This window comes from Microbacterium sp. NPDC089696, assembly GCF_044749125.1.
GTDB lineage: Bacteria > Actinomycetota > Actinomycetes > Actinomycetales > Microbacteriaceae > Microbacterium.
The window spans coordinates 792,887-810,566 of the sequence record NZ_JBIVHF010000002.1 but is presented as its reverse complement, the minus strand read 5'-3'; the positions used below and the strand labels follow the sequence as shown (position 1 = coordinate 810,566).

Here is a 17,680-nt window from a genome sequence, read left to right as displayed (position 1 = left end):
CCAACATGACCGTTCGACCCGACAAGCACAACGCTGACACCGTGGACTTCCTGACCTGGGCAGTGCACGGCGGTAACACCATCGATGAAGGCACCGGTGCTGTCCGCACCCCGCTCATCATGGCCAACTCATATCGGCTTCCGGACGACCCCGCGTCCATGGACTGGTCTGCAACTGACCGCCTCACGTACACGCGCAACGGAGGTGCGAACCAGCAGGCGCTGGAGACGAAGCTCGCCGCCATGGACGGGGGCGAGGCCGCTGCCACTTTCGCCACCGGAGTCGCCGCCCTCCACGGTGTCTTCTTCACCCTGCTCAAAACCGGGGACCACGTCGTCGTCTCGAACGTCACGTACGAGGCGGTCTGGAAGCTGTTCTCTGAACTCCTTCCCGAGCGCTACAACATCGAGGCCACTTTCGTGGATGTCGGAGACCTCGACGCTGTCCGTGCGGCAATCCGCCCCAACACCAAGCTCGTCCACGTCGAGACCATCGCGAACCCGACGACGAAGGTCGCCGACATCCGGGCCATCGCAGACATCGCACACCAGGCGGGAGCGCTGCTCACCGTCGACGGCACCTTCACGCCGCCGCCGTTCTACCGTCCGCTGGCGGATGGGGCAGACCTGGTCGTCCACTCTCTGACGAAGTACATCAACGGCCACGGTGATGCCATGGGCGGCGCGGTCATCGGCAGCTCCGAACTGGTGGAGCACATCCGTCATGTCGCTGTCGTCGATGTCGGAGGTGTCATCTCCCCGTTCAACGCGTGGATGATCATGCGCGGATCGGTCACCCTCCCGCTCCGACTCGCTCAGCACCTCGCCTCTGCGCAGCGCGTCGCAGAGTTCCTCGAATCCGATCCCCGCATCGCCTATGTGGAGTACCCGGGTCTTGCGTCTCACGCGCAGCATGAACTCGCCAAGCGGCAGTTCGGTGGACGAGGGTTTGGTGGGATGCTCGCGTTCGCCGTTGATGGTGACAGTGACACACAGAACCGTTTTGTCGACAACCTCGGTGTGATCACCTCGGCGGTGTCTCTCGGCCACGACGAAACGCTCATCGTCCACGTCGGACCGGATGCGCGCGGAGGAAGCGAAAGCTACCCTGCCGGGTTCCTCACTTACGGGCACCTTCGCCTGTCTGTGGGGCTGGAATCCGCCGACGACATCATCGCTGACATTCGCTCCGCCCTGGACCGGACGGAGATCACCGGCGCGCGAAAGAGCGGACAATGAGCGCCTTGTTCAGCGGGCTCAGCGCCTTCCCGCTCACACCGCTCCGCGATGACGGCCTGGACGAGATCTCATTCGCTCGGATCATCGCCCTTCTCGCCGCATCAGGCGTCGATTCGATCACCGCGCTCGGGTCCACCGGATCGTACGCGTACCTGGACCGTCGTGAGCGCGCGAACGCCATCCAGATCGCTGTCGAGCTTTCAGGCACGGTGCCGGTGTTCGCCGGCATCGGCGCACTGCGCACGCGAGATGTCTTGGCGTACGCAGAGGATGCTCAGAGGGCTGGGGTGGCGGGTGTGCTCCTGCCGGCGATGAGCTACCAGCGACTGACGGAGGATGACGTCTTCGGGCTCTTCAAGACCGTCACCGCGAACCTCGACGTGCCTCTCATCGTGTACGACAACCCCGGAACAACCCATTTCGAGTTCACGGACGATCTGTATGCGCGAGTGGCGGCCCTGCCGCACGTTGCGTCCATCAAGATTCCTGGTGTGCCTGAGACTCCCGTCGAGGCCACTCGACGCGTTACGGAGATCCGTGCACGAGTGCCGGAGGACGTGACCATCGGGGTGTCCGGTGACGCGCTCGCAGCAACCGGCCTGAGTGCCGGGTGCGAAGCGTGGTACTCAGTGATCGCCGGGACCTTGCCTGCGCCTGCGCTGGCGATCACGCGGGCAGCACAACGCGGAGACGATGAGGAAGCGGAGCGGCTGTCCCAGCAGCTCGAGCCGATCTGGGCGGCGAACCGTCGATACGGGAGCCTCCGAGTTGTCGCCGCACTTGCCGAACACATGGGTTTGACGCAGAAGAATGCCCTCCCGCTTCCGATTGTCGGGCTTAGCGACGCGGAGCGTGATGCCGTTGTCGCCGCAGCCGTGGAATCGAAAGTGCTGAGCACGCCGTGATGCAGTCGTCCGACGAGCGCCAGGGAGGACTCGCGCGATACGTCGTCGCGGCGACTCTCGCGCGCACGTCGGACGGCGGTGCGGTGGTGGGCGTCGTGCTCCTCGTCACCACGGTCGGCGGACCTCCCTGGGCCGCCGGTCTTCTGGGGGCGTGCATCACCTTCCCCCACCTGATCGGTCCGTTCATCGCGCGCGTACTGGATACGGCGCGCGATGGACGGAACGTCCTCGCACTGGCCTGCATCCTTCATGCCGCCACACTGGCTGCGGCCGTCGTCCTTTACGACGTCGTCTGGATAGGCATACCCGCCATCCTTCTCATCGCATCGGGTGCGCTCGGCCCCCTCCTCACCGGCGGCATTAGTTCTCGACTGCCCGCCATCGCCGGACCCGAGAGAGAGATGCAACGCCGAGCCCAAGGATGGGATGTGGCCACTTACGGCATCGGAGGTACTGTCGGCCCGACTGTCGTCGCAGTGATCGCTGCAGCATGGAATCCCACTACTGCGGTGCTCGTGCTGGCCAGCTCCGCGGCATTCGCTGCATTCCTCGTCAAGATGCTGCCGCCCTCGACACAGGACGTGGCCGCTTCCGACGTCCCGCGTCCGCTGCGAACCCTGTCGTTGATGATCAGCTCAGGCCCTCTCCGACGCACCCTGTACAGCACGATTGCAATTGCCCTGTCAGTCGCTGTGCTCCCGGTCGTCGCGGTCGCCGGAACCACCCGGTTCGATGTGGCGCCCGCCGCTGCAGGTTTCCTGACCGCCGCGTACGGCCTAGGGAGCTTCGCCGGTTCCGTGGGCGTGATGGTCCGGCCTCTCCGTGGTGATGCGGATAAGGCAATGCCGGTTCTCGCGGCATGTGTGGGGGTAAGCCTGTTCGGTGTGTTTGTCTCCGGGCACATAGGTTGGGTCATCGCCGCGTACGCACTCACGGGGATCCTGAACTCGTACTTCTTTGCCGCAACGCTCGCGGCACGAAGTGAGTACGCGCCAGTGGCTGCACGCAGTCAGGTGTTCGTCTGGGTGGGTGCTCTGAAAATCACCGCCGGGTCGCTAGGGACGGCGGCCGCGGGCACTCTCATCGCGTTGGACGCTTGGCTGCCCGTCATCCTTGCATCGGCGGTCGCAGTGACCTCAGCTGGCGTTGCCACCATCGACAGGCTTTCATCGCGATCCGGGAAAGGCAGCGAGTCATGATCTCTCTTCCGGGCGATCTCGCCCGCACCCTCGCTGCTGTTGCTGATGCCGGAACCCTCGACGGTGCGGCGCGTGACCTTCACATCACCCCTTCCGCTGTGAGCCAGCGGCTCAAGGCTTTGGAGACTCTCCTCGGTCAGGTCATGTTGGTGCGCTCGAAGCCGGTCCGTTTGACGAGCACGGGTGCCTCGGTCGTTCGCTTCGCCCGTCAAGCCGAGATGCTCGAGAGGGAAACACTGCGCACTCTGGGTCTGCTGGCAGACGGTGCTTCTCGTGCCCGTGCGACCGTCGCCGTTGAGGTGGATCTGAGTTCGGTGTGGCTTTCCGCGGTCGCGCGGGCTGCGGCTGTCACACCGGTGGACCTGAACATTATCGATGAGCCGGCCAAGGGACAGGTGCTTGCGAGCGATGACATCACGGTCCGGATCACGACCTCGTCTGAGGAGATGTCAGGGTCGCATACGGTCGATCTCGGCCTGGGGATGTTCGATGCGGTGGCGACCCCGGACTTCATCGACCACTGGATCTCGCGAGGCGTCCCGCAGGCAGATTTCGCCTACGCTCCGACCGTGGTCGTCCGTGGACGCGAAGCTCGTCATCACGCGTTCGTGGAAGAGGCATCGCTCGCGCCGAGCCGCGCACTTTCTACAGCGGCGTCTACCTCGGCAGCGAAAGCACTACTGCTGGAAGGCGCGGCGTGGGGCCTACTTCCGCGGTATGAAGCGAGAAGAGAGATCCAGATGGGTCGCCTCCATCGTGTGTCGACGGCCACAACGACGGAACGTTACTACCTGAGGTATGCAGCTCTCGAATCCCAAGCGCTGCACGCCTTGGCGGAGCATGTGCAGGTTGCCGCCCGCACGGCCCTCGAGGCGGGCCCAACGGTTCAACAAGGAGGGTTCACGCATGCGTCAGCTTGACTCCATAGACCAGAGGATCCTCGTCGAGCTTCGACAGAACGCGCGTATCAGTCACGCACAGCTCGGCGAGATCGTGCGACTGTCACGGAACGCCATCCGTCAACGGATCGAGCGTCTGGAGCGGGACGGGCACATCCTCGGCTACACGATTCAGGAAAGACCTCCCGGTGCGCCTCCGGTGAGTGCCACCATGCTTGTCTATCGCCAGGACCGGATGCGCGGCGCCGATGTCCTTGCAGCACTGCAACAGATCCCTGAAGTTGTGCAGTGTGACGTGGTGGCCGGTGAGCTCGACTTGGTTGTGCGAGTGGAAGCCCCCTCACCCGAACGCATCCAGGACGTGTGGACCACAGTCGCGGCTCTACCGGGTGTTCGCGACATCACCACAGCGATGTCGCTGCGCACCGTCATCGCCCGGGGTGGCCGGTAGACAATCTCGTGCATCTCTGTGCCCATCGGAGTGCATTCTGATGATTGTTGGAAGCTGAATGCGCCCCGAGACTTGAGCCAGTTGTTCACCACAGCAAGGCGGCTTTCTCATGACCAATCCCCGCACGTTCGAGCTCATCGGCGCTCCCTTCGATGGCGCAGCCACGCTCGGCTGGCCGGGGTCACGGTATGCACCTGCCAAGATCCGGGAGGCTCTCGGGTGGGTGACTCAGCGCGCCGTTGACGGTGAGGTCTACTCCATCGAGACCGGAGAGACTCTTCCTGCTCCCCAGATCATCGACGGTGGAGACGCAGACGTCGTCGCCCATGACCTCAACGAAACTCTCACGAACGTCTCGGATCGCGTCGCTGCGAGTGTCCGTGCGGGAAATGTTCCCATCCTCCTCGGAGGAGACGACAGCATGCTGTTCGCGGGGACCAAGGGACTGCATGACGCCGTCGAGGGTGAGGTGGCGATCATCCATTTCGACGCGCATCTCGATGCTGTACACGAGAACCGCCAGCAGGGACGGTACAGCCAGTCCAGTGGGATGCGCCGCAGCCTGGAGCTTGAGCGTGTGAATCGCGAGAACACGATCCAGATCGGTCTGCGTCACTTCAGCTTCCCTGAGCTTCACGGTTTTGCAGAAGCTGAGGGACCCGCGCAGATCACTGCGCGTCGGTTCGCGCGAATCGGCACCGAAGAGGCGGTCGCCGAGATCCTCACGCACATTGCAGGAGCGCAGCACGTCCACCTGAGCTTCGACATCGACGCTGTCGACCCCGCTCATGCGCCCGGAGCGGGCGCGCACGAGCCGGGCGGGATGACGTCTCGGGAGGCGCTGGAGATCGTCGGAGCCCTGGCCCCGCACTGTGACTCGCTCACCATCGCTGAGGTCAACCCGCTCAAAGACGTCCAGGACCTCACTGTGAACCTGGCGGCCTACCTGTCCTACTACTTCGCACTTTTCGGCGCCATTCGCGCCTGAAGCCTCCTCTACGCAACACACCCGAATGAACGAAGGAGTTCTCATGACCACGCCCGCAGCCGGTGAGCCCGCAGCGCTCACAACCGGCACCATCAACGTCATCCGTCGGAAGACACTCAACCGCGCCGTCCGGGGGACCATCGTCGGCAACGTGATGGAGTGGTACGACGTCGGAGTGTTCGGCTACCTGATCGTCACACTCGGTGCCGTGTTCCTCCCGGACGCTGACCCCGCAGCTCAGGTTGTGTTCCTTCTCGGGACGTTTGCAAGCACCTACCTGCTCCGACCAGTCGGCGGGCTGTTCTTCGGATGGCTCGGAGACAAGATCGGTCGCCGACGGGTCCTCCTGCTCACGCTGATCCTTGTGGCCGTGTCGACGTTCTGCATCGGAATCCTGCCGACATACGACGCCATCGGCTTCTCGGCTGCTCTCCTGCTCATGTTCCTCAAGGTGGTGCAGGGGTTCTCGGCCGGCGGCGAGCTCACGGGAGCCCTGACATTCATCGGTGAGTCCGCCCCTGACAAGAAGCGGGGTTTCTACTGCGCGCTTCTCGACTCCGGCAGCTACATGGGGTTCGCGCTCGGGGCAGCCTTCGTGACGCTGCTTCAGGTGACTCTGGGGCAGGACACGATGGTCGAGTGGGCGTGGCGCATCCCGTTCCTGGTCGCCGGGCCCTTGGGTATCATCGCCATCGTCCTTCGCCTGCGGGTCGAGGAGTCGCCTCACTTCGCTGCACTGCAGGCGGAGCAGCTCGCCAAGGTCGGCCAGACGGCTCTCAAGGTCAGCATCTTCCGGGTGTTCGCTCAGAACTGGCGTCCCATGCTCATCGTCGCTCTGCTGGTGGCAGCGGCCAACACCGCAGGGTATGCCTTCACGTCGTACATGCCGACCTACCTCGCGACCGTGGAGAACTACGACGCTGTGCAGAGCAACCTGCTGACTCTTCCGCTCCTGGTCCTGATGGCGCTCGCCATGCCATTCGTCGGTGCGCTGTCGGACAAGGTCGGCCGCAAGCCTGTCCTGTTCGCAGCATCTGTCATCACCATCGTGCTGAGCGTGCCCGCGTTCCTGCTGATTGACGCCGGCACCCCCGCCCTTGTAATTGCAGGGCTTGCTCTGATGGGGTTCCCGGTCGCGTTGTACATGGGGTCGCTGGCGGCGACGTACCCTGCGCTGTTCCCGACGAAGAGTCGCTACACAAGCCTCGGAGCCTCGTACAACATCTCCGTGGCGATCTTCGGGGGTACCGCGCCTCTCGTGATCGACTCCCTGATCCACTCGACCGGCACGTTCCTTGCCGCACCGCTCTTCCTCATCGGGGCATCCGTTGTCGGATTGGTCACGGTCTTCTTCCTGAAGGAGAGCGCGCGGCGTCCCCTCGACGGGGCGGAACCCAACGTCGAGACGGACGAAGAGGCCCACGAAATCCATACCGCTCGCATCGCCGCTCTCGCCGCGCGCGACTGATCCCCACGAGGAAAGACCAGATGTTCGGATCGAGCATGCAGTCAGCGGCAGCGTTCACGCGACCCTTCTCGCTGTGTGTGCAGGACACGCCATTGATGGCTGGTTCATCCGCGAGTCAGCCGGAGGACGAGCGATGACTGCTACCGATCCGCACCCGTCGGTCCTGGCGCCCCATGTGTCCCCAACCGCGCGAACGAACCTGACGTTCGCGCGGTTGGGGGCGGAAGCCGTCGGCACTGCGGTTCTCGTCGTCGCCGGTGTCGGCACCGGCGTTCTTTCCTTTTCAATGCCCGGCGGCGAGGGCCTTGACTCCGGGGTCGGGATCCTCGGCGTCGCCTTGGCCGTCGGCTTCAGCATCGTTGCTGGAGTCCTGGTTTTCGGCCCCATCTCCGGAGCGCACTTCAACCCCGCAGTCACTGTGGGTATCGCCGCGGCGGGTGAGACGTCCTGGCGAACCGTGCCGGCCTACGTGGCTGCGCAACTCCTCGGTGGCGTAGCGGGCGCATCGCTGATCGCTTTCGTCCTTGGCCAGGCGCCAGGACGATTCGATGTTGCGGTCGCGTCGGGTTTCTCTGCCAACGGCTATGGGGACCAGTCGTCGTTGAGTGTGGGCGTTCTCGGCGTTTTCGTCGTTGAGGTTCTCTTCACGGCTCTGCTGGTGATGGTTGTGCTGATTGCCCGAAGACGGGGGACGATGTTCGCAGCGTTCGCCATCGGGCTCACGGTGGTGCTGTGCTGCATCGTGACTATTCCTGTCGACAACACGTCCCTCAACCCGGCGAGATCTTTCGCAGCAGCGCTCTTCGCGCCATCGACCGCCATGGAACAGCTGTGGCTCTTCTGCATCGCGCCCGTGTTCGGCGCTGCGCTTGCGGGGCTCGGCTACCGGCTGATGCGCCCTTCGCGGACTCAAATGGAGCGTGTATCTCGCTCCTGAAGAGCGAACCACAGCGACATTCGAACATCTGCGGAGTCGAACGACGCGCCGAGGCGCCCTTCGATGGACGCAATTCGTTTGACCAAGGTCTGCCGGTGGATACCGAGAGCCCTCGCAGCCGGCTCCCATCGCCCGTTCGCCTCAAGGAAGGCGCGCGCGGTGCGCAGCATCTCCTCCCTGTCGGAATGGAAGGAGTCGAATGGTGCGAGTAGCGTGCGGCTCACAGCGGTGGCGTCCTCGGGACGAGCGACGCCCAGCACCACGTCGACGGACGACAGCTCGGAGAACGCGACGATTGGCGCGGAATTGCTCGCATGTTCCAACGCCACAGCGGCCTGCCGGCGCGCCTTTTCCAAGCCCACGACGAGCGTCGCATCGCTGACACCGATTCGTGTGTCTTCCCCCAGTCGGGTTCGCAGGGTGACCACGTCGTCACTCGCTGCGCCAGGTGTTTGCAGGATGACGATGTGACGGTTCGTCTGCGTGCGATCCCGGATGCTGATGGTCGGAACCTCGTGCGGGGAGAACACATCGTGCACGACCTGCGCGACGTCTTCGACTGCGGTCATCGCCGCGATGACCTGCACGGACGTTCGCGGTCCGATACCGAGACCCGCCGCGGCACCTGCTCGTTGTGCTGCAGTCGCGGTGGTGCTCAACAAGGTCGCCCCGAGGACGTCGGCGGCCGCAGCCTGCTGGCCCGTCAGACGAAGCCGCTGTTCCGAGGCGAAAGACAGCAGGGACACGGCACTCGCGATGACGATGCGGTCGAAGGCGTCGAAGGCCTCCGTCTTTCCCACGATGAGCACCTGGCGAACGGAGAGCGGACCTCCCAGCGGGTGCAGGCTTGTCATGCCCTGCGGCCCAGATACGGAGGCCACCGACCCGGACTCGCGCACGCGTGCGAGATCCTGGTCCAGCTCACCGAGCAGGTCCGACGACGCGGCATTCGAGGCGGCAATCGTTCGCCCCATGGGGGTGGTGAGTGCGGCCCAACCGTTGATCAACGACGCCAACGTTGTCACGACGCGTGCGTGGCCCTGGGCGTCGAGAGCGACCCGGGTGAGGTCGCGTTGGGCATCGAAGGCACGCTGAGCGAGCTGGTTCTGCTCGTCTGCGATGCGGCGGGAAACGTACTCGGAGATGAGCACCCAGGGGGTGTCGATGGGAACTTCGAGCAGCGGGATTCCTCGCTCCGCGGCACCGATGAGGAGCGCCTGTGGGATGACCTCATGCATTCCGAGATAGTTGCCGGTGCTGAACCCGATGCCTGCCACCCCGTGCGCGGCGAGACGATCCAGGTACGGCGGAACGAGGGCATCGTCGGTGAGTCGGAACCCTGTCGTCAGGACAAACTCACCGCCCTGCATCCACGGGGTCGGATCGAGCATCTCGCTGACATGCACCCACCGCACAACGTTCTCGACGTTCTCAACGCCGGTGCGCAGCGTGAGGTTCGCGTCCTCAAGCTCGAGGAGGGAGCGGACGGTGACTGACATGACTCAAGGGTAGGCGCGGGGTGAGGAGGGCGACCTCACCCCGCGAGCTGCTGTGCCTGTTCGACGTCGATGAGACCGTGACGGATGGCAAGGCTGATGACGTCCTCGCCGGACACGCGTGCCTCCGCCGCGAGCGTGGACGCACGGCTGTATCCGAGTAGCGGTACCAGAGCGGTTGCCTGGGCGGAGTTGGATGTCCGGCGCGCGACGAGCGCGGGCCCCACCTCGATGCCTTCTACGCACAGAGCCGCCAGGGTGGATGCTCCGTTCCCGACCCACGTCATCGACTGAAGAATCGCGTGTGCAATTGCCGGCTCGAACGCGTTGAGCTGCAGCTGCCCGTGCTCAGCAGCGAACGTGACGGTGAGGTCCGCACCGAACGCGAAGAAGGCGATCTGGTTCATCACTTCAGGAATAACCGGGTTGACCTTGCCGGGCATGATCGAGGATCCAGCTTGCCTCGCTGGCAGCGTGATCTCCGCGAAGCCTGTTTCCGGCCCGCTCGCCAGCAGCCTGAGATCGCTGCTGATCTTGGACAGCTTCGTCGCCACGCGCTTGAGTACACCGGAGAACTGCACGAAGGCGCCGGTGTCCCAGGTCGCCTCAATCAGGTCTCCTGCGGGCGTCAGATCGAGGTTGGCGACCGAGATCAGCCGACCAAGGATCTGCTCTCGGTACTCGGGCGTTGCGGTCACCCCCGTACCGATGGCTGTCGCGCCGATGCTGCACTCGAGGAGCAGCCGGGCCGCGTCGATGAGTCGTTCTTGGTCTTCACGGATCGTCACGGCAAACGCAGTGAACTCCTGCCCGAGGGTCATCGGCACGGCATCCTGCAGCTGCGTGCGCCCGAGCTTCGGTACGTCCGCGAACGCTGCGCCCCGTTCCGCGAACGCCGATTCCAGGTGCCGGAGGGCATCGAGCAGCGGGTGAAGGGCGAAGACCACAGCGATCCGGATGGCGGTGGGGTAGACATCATTCGTCGACTGGCACAGGTTCACGTGCTCAATCGGGTGGATGATGTCGTAACGACCGAGATCGTGGCCGAGAAGCGTGAGAGCGCGGTTTGCGATCACCTCGTTCGCGTTGAGGTTGACGGACGTTCCTGCCCCGCCTTGGATCACGTCGACGACGAACTGATCGTCGAGCTCTCCGTTGATGACGTCCCGGCTGGCGGCGACGATGGCGTCTCCTACCTCTCGGGGAATCAGGCCGAGGTCACGGTTGGTGAGCGCGGCTGCCGCTTTGACGGTGCCGAGCGCTTTGACCAAAGCTCGGTGGGTTCCGACCGGGGTCCCGCTGATGCGGAAGTTGTTGATGGCGCGCTGCGTGTGGATGCCCCACAGGGCTCCGTCGGGGATGTCGACGGAGCCCAGTGAGTCACTTTCGGTGCGGGTGATCATCGTGAGATCGCCACGACCTTCGGCTGAGTCATCTCCTCGTAGGCGAAGCGCACGCCCTCACGACCCATCGACCCGTACTTGCTGCCGCCGAAAGGCATCGCGTCGAGGCGGTAGTCGGAGGAGTCGTTGATCATCACGCCACCAGCCTCGATGGCTCCGGCCACGCGGAGAGCACGGTTGAGGTCGCTCGTGAAGACACCGGCCTGGAGGGCGTACTCGCTGTCGTTCGCCGAGATGATGGCGGACTGCTCATCGTCGAAAGGCTCGACGATGACGATGGGGGCGAAGACTTCTTCCTCCCACAGGCGGCAGGTGCGAGGCACACCGGTCAGCACGGCCGGGGTCAGCAGCGAGCCGTTCAGCTCACCGCCGGTGAGCAGCGCGGCACCGTCGGCAACAGCTTCGTGGATCTTGGCGCTGGCCGCCTCGGCGGACTGGGCGCTGATCATCGGCCCCACATCAGTGGCGTCCAATCGCGGGTTGCCGGTCACGAGCTTCTCGGTGGCGGCGACGAACGACTTCAGGAACGCCGGGAACACTGACCGCTCCACGAGGATGCGCTGTGCGCCGATGCAGTTCTGCCCTGCTGCCCAGAACGCTCCAGACACAGAGGCTTCCACCGCAAGGTCAAGGTCAGCGTCGGCGAAAACGAGAACCGGGGCGTTGCCGCCAAGTTCCATCGCCAGCTTCTTGATGCCTGCGGTTGCCGCGATGGCCTGGCCCGTCGCGAAGCCCCCGGTGAAGGAGACCATACGCACGTTCCGCGCCTGGACGAGTGCCTGTGCCACGTAACGGTTACCGCGGACGATGGTGATGACGTTGTCCGGAAGGCCCGCTTCGACGAGAAGGTCGACCAGGAGCTGTGCGGTGAGAGGCGTCTGCTGAGCAGGCTTCAGGAGCACCGCATTGCCGCCGGCGATGGCCGGCCCGATCTTGTGAGCGACGAGGTTCAGCGCATCGTTGTACGGCGTGATCGCCACGATGAGACCGAGCGGTTCCCTGCTGAACCATCCCTGACGGTTCTCCCCACCGGGGAACGAGTCGAAGGGGATGACCTCGCCGGCGTTACGCAGCGCCTCTGCGGCGGAGAGCCGGAGCGTGTTCACGGCTCGCGACACCTCCTTGCGGGCCTGGCGGATCGTCTTGCCGGCTTCGGAGACGATGAGCTCAGCGACGCTCTCCGAACGCTCATGGAGCAGGGCCGCTGCCCCCTCGAGGATCGCGGCGCGCTCATGACGCGGGAGCGCCGCGGCAGTGGCCGTGGCGATCTCTGCATCGTCGATGGCGTCGAGCGCCTGCTCCACGGTGAACTGGGAGACTGCAGCGATCTGCTCGCCGGTGAACTTGTCGAGGACGACCAGGTCGTCAGCCTGCTGCGGGGTCGTGAGGGTGTCAGACATTGACCTTCTCCTTCTCGTGAGCGTGGATGGCGATGATGTCGGTGATGAGTGCGTAGGCGGTCTCGATACGTCCGGCACCGGGACCGGTGATCGTGACGGTGCCCAGCAGGTCCGTCTCGAAGGAGACGGCGTTCGTCGCGCCCGGGATGTTGGCGAGCGGGTGATCGGCGGCGACCGCTTCGGGGGCAACGGTCGCCGTGAGCTTGCCGTTCTCGTCGCGGCGTGCGGTGCCGATGAGCTTGTAGCGCTTGCCTTCACGTGCTGCGTTGATGATGTGGTCGGCGGTGATGTCGGTGATGCCGGTCGTGTCGACGTCCTCGGGTGCGATGTCGGCACCAAGCAGTTCGTTGGCGAGGATGGCGACCTTCAGCTGGACGTCGGAGCCTCCGATGTCGGCCGTCGGGTCAGCCTCCGCGTACCCCTCGGCCTGTGCCTCTGCGACGGCGTCGTTCAGAGACAGGCCTGCTTCCATGCGGCCGAGCACGTAGTTCGAGGTGCCGTTCAGGATGCCCTGAACGCCAAGGATCGTGAGACCGGCGAACTGGTCACGGGCAAGGCCGAGTACCGGGGTGCCGCTGAGGACGGATCCTTCGTACGCGAAGTGTGCGCCGGTCTCCTCGGCGAGGTGCTTCAGAACCTTGCCATGCAGCGCGATGGGGCCCTTGTTCGTGGTGGTCACGTGCTTGCCGGCCTCGAGTGCCCAACGCACGTGAGATGCGGCGGGCTCCCCGTCGACGGGATTCGTGAATGTGGCTTCGGCCACGATGTCGACAGCGTCGTGACGGATCACGGACTCGTTGTCTGCCGTGGCTGAGCCGCCAGGGAATGCCTCGAACGTTGCTCCTCGGGGGAGGGCGAGAACCTCGCTGATGGCGATGCCGTCAGGCTGAACGAGCGAACCCATCAGTAGATCCGTGATCGCGACGACCTTGAGGTCGAAGCCGAGGTGCGAGAAACGGGTGGGGTCCTCGTCGATGAGCTGGGCAAGCGCGCGGTTGACGCCGCCGAAGCCGATGAGAGCCAGATTGTACGTGGTCATACCGGCGTACTCCTTCGTGTGCGGGATTGAGGATTCCACTCTCCGCCCGGAGCTGCACTGCCGAATATGGGCGAAATGACACTGCGCACTGTCGTTGTGACAGTTGTTCTCGGTCCTTCTGCGGAAACGCTCAATGCGGGTGTTGTGACAGGAAAAGACGGTGCACGCCCGTGAAGGCGTGCACCGTCTTGGGTGAAACGGCGTCGCGTCAATCAGGTGGTGGACCTGCTGTGACGCTGGGGAAGGATGACCACCGGAACTTGCGTACTCCGCGTGATCTTCGCAGCACGGGACCCGAGGAACACCTGCGAGATCGGACCCCGTTCGCTGGACCCGAGGACGAGCAGCTCATCCTCTCGCCAGCCGATGTTCGCGACAGCTGATTCCCACGTTGGCCCCCTCCCCACCACGGGCTTGTCCACCTGCGCGGCATCGCTCACGTGGGCGAGCAGTTCTGAGAGTCGCGAGATGCTGCCCTTTGACCACTCGTCCGCGATGCGCTCGCCGACATCGTGTCCTGCCCCGGAGGTGCCTGAGTCCCGGGGAATGACAGCGAAGGATGCGAGGCGGAACTCGACATTCCATCGAACGGCGAGACTCGCCATCTCGCGTACGAGTCCTTCTTCGGCAGCGGCCCCTTGAACGGCTCCGGTGATGCGTCCGACAGCGGCTCCAGGGCCCGCTCTGAATCCTCGCGGCGCCACAACGACGGGAACGGTTGACGCATGCAGGATCGCGTCGCCGTCCGCGCCAATGGTCACCCGCCCAGGAGCTCCATCAGATCCGGAACCCAGAACGATGAAGTCAGCCTTGTACTGTTCTGCGACTTCCAGCAGGCCGCCTCGAGCGGACTGAGCCTCGTGCACAAGGTACTGGGCTGCAACGGTGTCGCCGAGGACCGCGGCGGCGTAGTCCAGCGCGAGGTTTGCTGCTTCGTGCGTGTAGCGCCGCCACTCTGCATCGACGCTTCCCGCAACCGGCCCCCACGTGGCGGGCAAGACGGCAGCAACCACCAGTTCCCCCTGCACGGAGCGCGCCAACAGTCGTGCGAGGTTCACAGCGGAAGCGGAGCGGCGTGTGGGGTCTATCCCGACGACGACGATCACTTCCGTGTCGACTTCCGGCGGGCAGCGGCGGCTCGGCGGATGGCGGCTGTGCTGGGGCGTGCGACATTCGTCGTGAACGGGACATCCGGCTCAGCGCCGGTTGTGACCTCCTCCTGTACGAGCAGCGAGCGCTTCCGGCCGTAGAACCAGTAGAAGACGAGGAATGCCGCGGTCCATATGGCGAAGACCACGATGGTGATCGGGCGCAGCTGTGTGATGATCGCGATGCATCCGATGATTGACAGGATGGGGATCGTCCATCCGAGGGGCAGCCGGAATCCACGCTCGAGCTCTGGTTCCCGAACACGCAGGATGATGACACCGACTGAGACGACGAGGAATGCCACGAGGGTGCCGATGCTCGTCATCTCGGCGAGGAAGTCGATAGGAATCACTGCGGCGAGAATGCTCGTGGCGATCATCACGATCACGGTGTTCGGGATCGGGGTCATCGTGCGGGGGTTGACCTTCGCGAACACCGGGGAGATCATCCCGTCGCGGGACATGGCGAACAGGATGCGAGTCTGGCCGTAGAGGACGACAAGGGTCACGGACAGGATCGAGATGATCGCTCCGGCGGCGACGACCGTCCCCGGCCAGCTTGATCCGATGACGTTCTGCAGGATCGCGGCAAGCCCTGCGTCCTGGTCGGTGAAATCCTCAGGAGCCTGTGCGCCGAGGGCTGCGATGCACGTGATCACGTAGAGAGCGATGATGATCCCCAGCGCGAACATGATGGCGAGCGGGAGGTTGCGTTTCGGGTTCTTCGCTTCATCACCGGCTGTTGAGACGGCGTCCAACCCGATGAACGAGAAGAAGATGATTCCGGCACCTCCGACGATGCCGGCGAAGCCCGCGGGGGCGAAGTTGTCGAAGTGGTCTGCGTTCCAGCCGGTGATGGCCACAGCGCAGAAGAAGAGCAGGACGCCGATCTTCACGATGACCATGATGTTGTTGACCAGGGTCGACTCGCGTGCCCCGCGGATAAGCAGGAGCGAGCACAGCACGATCACGATGATCGCGGGTACGTTGACGACGCCCCCCTGCTCGGGAGCTTGAGACAGCGCCAGTGGAAGGTGCCAGCCGAAAAGGTTCTGCAGCAGCTGGTTGACGTACTGGGACCAACCGACGGCGATTGCTGCCGTCGAGACCCCGTACTCCAGCAGGAGGCACGCGCCGACGGCCATGGCCGCCCCCTCACCGAGGGTGGCGTAGGCATACGAGTAGGTTGACCCGGAAACGGGCACTGCGCCTGCCATCTCGGCGTAGCAGAGGGCGGTGAGACCGGCGACAACTCCACCGATGACGAACGACCAGATCACTGCGGGACCGGCAACAGGCACCGCCTGAGATAGAACGAAGAAGATCCCCGTGCCGAGCGTGCCGCCGACGCCGATCATGGTGAGAGAGAAGAGGCCGATGCTCCGCTTGAGCGGGGCGTCCCCGGTCACCGGGGAGGTCGTTGGCTTCCGGCGCAACAGTTGTTGAGCGATGGTGGGCATTTCCAGTCTCCTTTGAGTGGTGCGGGTAGGGGGCGGGCGGCGGGCGAATCCCGCTGCCGCAGATCAGGGCGCGTGTGTAATGCCGAGTCCGGGGGTGCCGTACGTGGTGAGCACTTCGCTGAGGACCACTCGGTAGTCGTCGATCCACCGCTTGCTCTGGCCTTTCGCCGTGCGGTGAATGGGCATCCCGATTAGCTGCTGCATCGACTCCCGGGTCGCCCAGTAGTACACCTCGGCATGGAGCTCGCCGCTCTCGTTCGTCCACTCCTCCTCGCCGAGGAAGCCGGGGATCTCGCGTGCGCGGGCAGCGATCTCGTTATTGAGTTCGTGGAACTCGGCGTCGAACGGCTTGGCATGGAAGATGAACGTGGACGTGAACACGGATGCCTCCTTGCATCGAGTGATCCCGACGGGACTGTCGATCAGCATAGAGCACTGTACTGCACTTTGCTAGCAGTTTGGTGCACTATGGGTGTATGGATTTCACTATGTCGCCCGACATCGATAGCCCATCCACGCCGTGTGCTCGTGTCGATCTGTCGGCGCTGCGGGCCAACGTGGAGACCGTGAGGAAGCTCCTGCCGTCGAAACGGCTCATGGCCATCGTGAAAGGCGACGCGTACGGTCACGGCCTGATTGAATCCGCCAGGACTCTGGTAGGTGCGGGAGTCGACGCGCTCGGTGTCGCGTCACTGGAGGAGGCCCTCGAACTACGAAGTTGGGGGGTGTCCGAGTCGGTTCGCATCCTCGCGTGGTTGTATGCGCCGGTGCACAACGATGCACGCATCGCTGAGGCGATACGTGCACGAGTCGACCTCTCTGTGGGCTCGATGGAGCACCTTGAAGCGGTGCATCGCGCCGCGATGAGTGCTGGCGGGCCGGTTCGGGTTCATCTGGAAATGGATGCCGGTCTCGGACGTGGCGGGGCGCCCCTGAACGAGTGGGACAACCTTGTGCGTGCAGCAGCGCTGTATGAAGCGACCGGCGCGATCCAGGTTGCGGGGCTGTGGACTCAGCTCAGTTACGCGGATGCGCCGGAGGATCCCGTTAACGAACGCCAGTTGGCCGTGTTCCGTCGCGGCGAAGCAGCAGCGCAGAGTTACGGACTCCGATTCGATACTGTTCACACCTCAACATCCGCGCGTGCGCTTACCAGACCGACGTCCGAGCTCTACGGGGCCACGATACGGATCGGTCTCGCACTGTTCGGTGTGTCGCCGGTGAGTGGCATCCCTGCCGAGTCCTGGGGCTTGGTGCCCGTCCTCACCGTGACCGCACCTATCGTTCAGGTGAAGTTCCTCGAGGCCGGGACTCGCATCGGATATGACGAAGGTCACCGTCTGTCCCGCGACAGCTACATCGGTCTGGTGCCGATGGGGTACGCAGATGGCATCCCGAAGTATCTTCCGCGAGGGGCGCACGTGAGCGTGCTCGGGCGGCGCCGTCCTGTCGCCGGCGCGGTCAATATGGACCAGTTCCTGATTGACCTCGGCGCGGAACCCGTTCCTGTTGGGGCAGTCGCCACGATCCTGGGCACGGACGGGCCAGTGACTATCGACGCCAATGACTGGGGCGCGGCGATAGGTAGCTACGGCGATGAGATCGTCGTTCGGCTCGGCGGTGGTCTCGCACGCAACTACCTGGCCTAA

The 17,680-nt window shown here is 64.4% G+C and carries 16 protein-coding genes; 9 read left to right on the top strand and 7 right to left on the bottom strand.

The genetic code is table 11. The annotated features are described in order from the left end of the window. Positions 1-5: 5 nt before the first annotated feature. From ACIPY8_RS14330 to ACIPY8_RS14295, 8 genes are all read left to right on the top strand, one after another. The gene (locus tag ACIPY8_RS14330; protein WP_400819425.1) at positions 6-1,238 is read left to right on the top strand and encodes a trans-sulfuration enzyme family protein; all 1,233 of its coding nucleotides are present in this window, start codon (positions 6-8) and stop codon (positions 1,236-1,238) included. Between the two features lie 5 nt (positions 1,239-1,243). After that, positions 1,244-2,143, top strand: coding sequence for a dihydrodipicolinate synthase family protein (locus ACIPY8_RS14325; RefSeq protein WP_400820353.1), 900 nt, complete (start codon positions 1,244-1,246; stop codon positions 2,141-2,143). Next, complete coding sequence (locus ACIPY8_RS14320) at positions 2,143-3,342, top strand: MFS transporter (protein ID WP_400819422.1); 1,200 nt, start codon at positions 2,143-2,145, stop codon at positions 3,340-3,342. The genes ACIPY8_RS14325 and ACIPY8_RS14320 overlap by 1 nt, the downstream gene beginning before the upstream one ends. Beyond that, positions 3,339-4,262 carry a LysR family transcriptional regulator gene (locus ACIPY8_RS14315; protein ID WP_400819419.1) on the top strand — a complete coding sequence of 308 codons (924 nt, stop codon included), beginning with the start codon at positions 3,339-3,341 and terminating at the stop codon, positions 4,260-4,262. Before ACIPY8_RS14320 ends, ACIPY8_RS14315 begins: the two co-directional genes overlap by 4 nt. Then, positions 4,249-4,692 (top strand): Lrp/AsnC family transcriptional regulator, encoded by a 444-nt coding sequence (locus ACIPY8_RS14310; RefSeq protein WP_400819416.1) that lies wholly within the window; start codon positions 4,249-4,251, stop codon positions 4,690-4,692. The genes ACIPY8_RS14315 and ACIPY8_RS14310 overlap by 14 nt, the downstream gene beginning before the upstream one ends. A 109-nt stretch (positions 4,693-4,801) precedes the next feature. Then, the gene (locus tag ACIPY8_RS14305; protein WP_400819413.1) at positions 4,802-5,680 is read left to right on the top strand and encodes an arginase family protein; all 879 of its coding nucleotides are present in this window, start codon (positions 4,802-4,804) and stop codon (positions 5,678-5,680) included. Between the two features lie 43 nt (positions 5,681-5,723). Beyond that, complete coding sequence (locus tag ACIPY8_RS14300; RefSeq protein WP_400819411.1) at positions 5,724-7,148, top strand: MFS transporter; 1,425 nt, start codon at positions 5,724-5,726, stop codon at positions 7,146-7,148. A 133-nt stretch (positions 7,149-7,281) separates the two neighbouring features. Continuing rightward, entirely contained in the window at positions 7,282-8,085 is an 804-nt protein-coding gene (locus ACIPY8_RS14295; protein WP_400819408.1) for an aquaporin, read from the top strand. Here ACIPY8_RS14295 and ACIPY8_RS14290 read toward each other — a convergent pair. The 7 genes from ACIPY8_RS14290 to ACIPY8_RS14260 all read right to left on the bottom strand — a co-directional run bounded on the left by ACIPY8_RS14290 (position 8,058) and on the right by ACIPY8_RS14260 (position 16,412). Next, positions 8,058-9,584, bottom strand: coding sequence for a PucR family transcriptional regulator (locus ACIPY8_RS14290; RefSeq protein ID WP_400819405.1), 1,527 nt, complete (start codon positions 9,582-9,584; stop codon positions 8,058-8,060). The genes ACIPY8_RS14295 and ACIPY8_RS14290 overlap by 28 nt on opposite strands. A gap of 35 nt (positions 9,585-9,619) precedes the next feature. Further along, positions 9,620-10,984, bottom strand: coding sequence for an aspartate ammonia-lyase (locus ACIPY8_RS14285; protein ID WP_400819402.1), 1,365 nt, complete (start codon positions 10,982-10,984; stop codon positions 9,620-9,622). After that, the gene (locus ACIPY8_RS14280; protein WP_400819400.1) at positions 10,981-12,384 is read right to left on the bottom strand and encodes an aldehyde dehydrogenase family protein; all 1,404 of its coding nucleotides are present in this window, start codon (positions 12,382-12,384) and stop codon (positions 10,981-10,983) included. Before ACIPY8_RS14280 ends, ACIPY8_RS14285 begins: the two co-directional genes overlap by 4 nt. Further along, complete coding sequence (locus ACIPY8_RS14275; RefSeq protein WP_400819398.1) at positions 12,377-13,423, bottom strand: homoserine dehydrogenase; 1,047 nt, start codon at positions 13,421-13,423, stop codon at positions 12,377-12,379. The genes ACIPY8_RS14280 and ACIPY8_RS14275 overlap by 8 nt, the downstream gene beginning before the upstream one ends. Positions 13,424-13,635: 212 nt before the next feature. Then, positions 13,636-14,529, bottom strand: a complete 894-nt coding sequence (locus ACIPY8_RS14270) for a universal stress protein (protein ID WP_400819396.1) — start codon at positions 14,527-14,529, stop codon at positions 13,636-13,638. After that, positions 14,526-16,031, bottom strand: coding sequence for an amino acid permease (locus ACIPY8_RS14265; protein WP_400819394.1), 1,506 nt, complete (start codon positions 16,029-16,031; stop codon positions 14,526-14,528). The genes ACIPY8_RS14270 and ACIPY8_RS14265 overlap by 4 nt, the downstream gene beginning before the upstream one ends. Before the next feature lie 63 nt (positions 16,032-16,094). Further along, complete coding sequence (locus ACIPY8_RS14260; protein ID WP_400819392.1) at positions 16,095-16,412, bottom strand: antibiotic biosynthesis monooxygenase family protein; 318 nt, start codon at positions 16,410-16,412, stop codon at positions 16,095-16,097. 107 nt (positions 16,413-16,519) lie between these two features. Here ACIPY8_RS14260 and alr point away from each other — a divergent pair, with 107 nt between their 5' ends. Next, positions 16,520-17,680 (top strand): alanine racemase, encoded by a 1,161-nt coding sequence (gene alr, locus ACIPY8_RS14255; RefSeq protein WP_400819389.1) that lies wholly within the window; start codon positions 16,520-16,522, stop codon positions 17,678-17,680.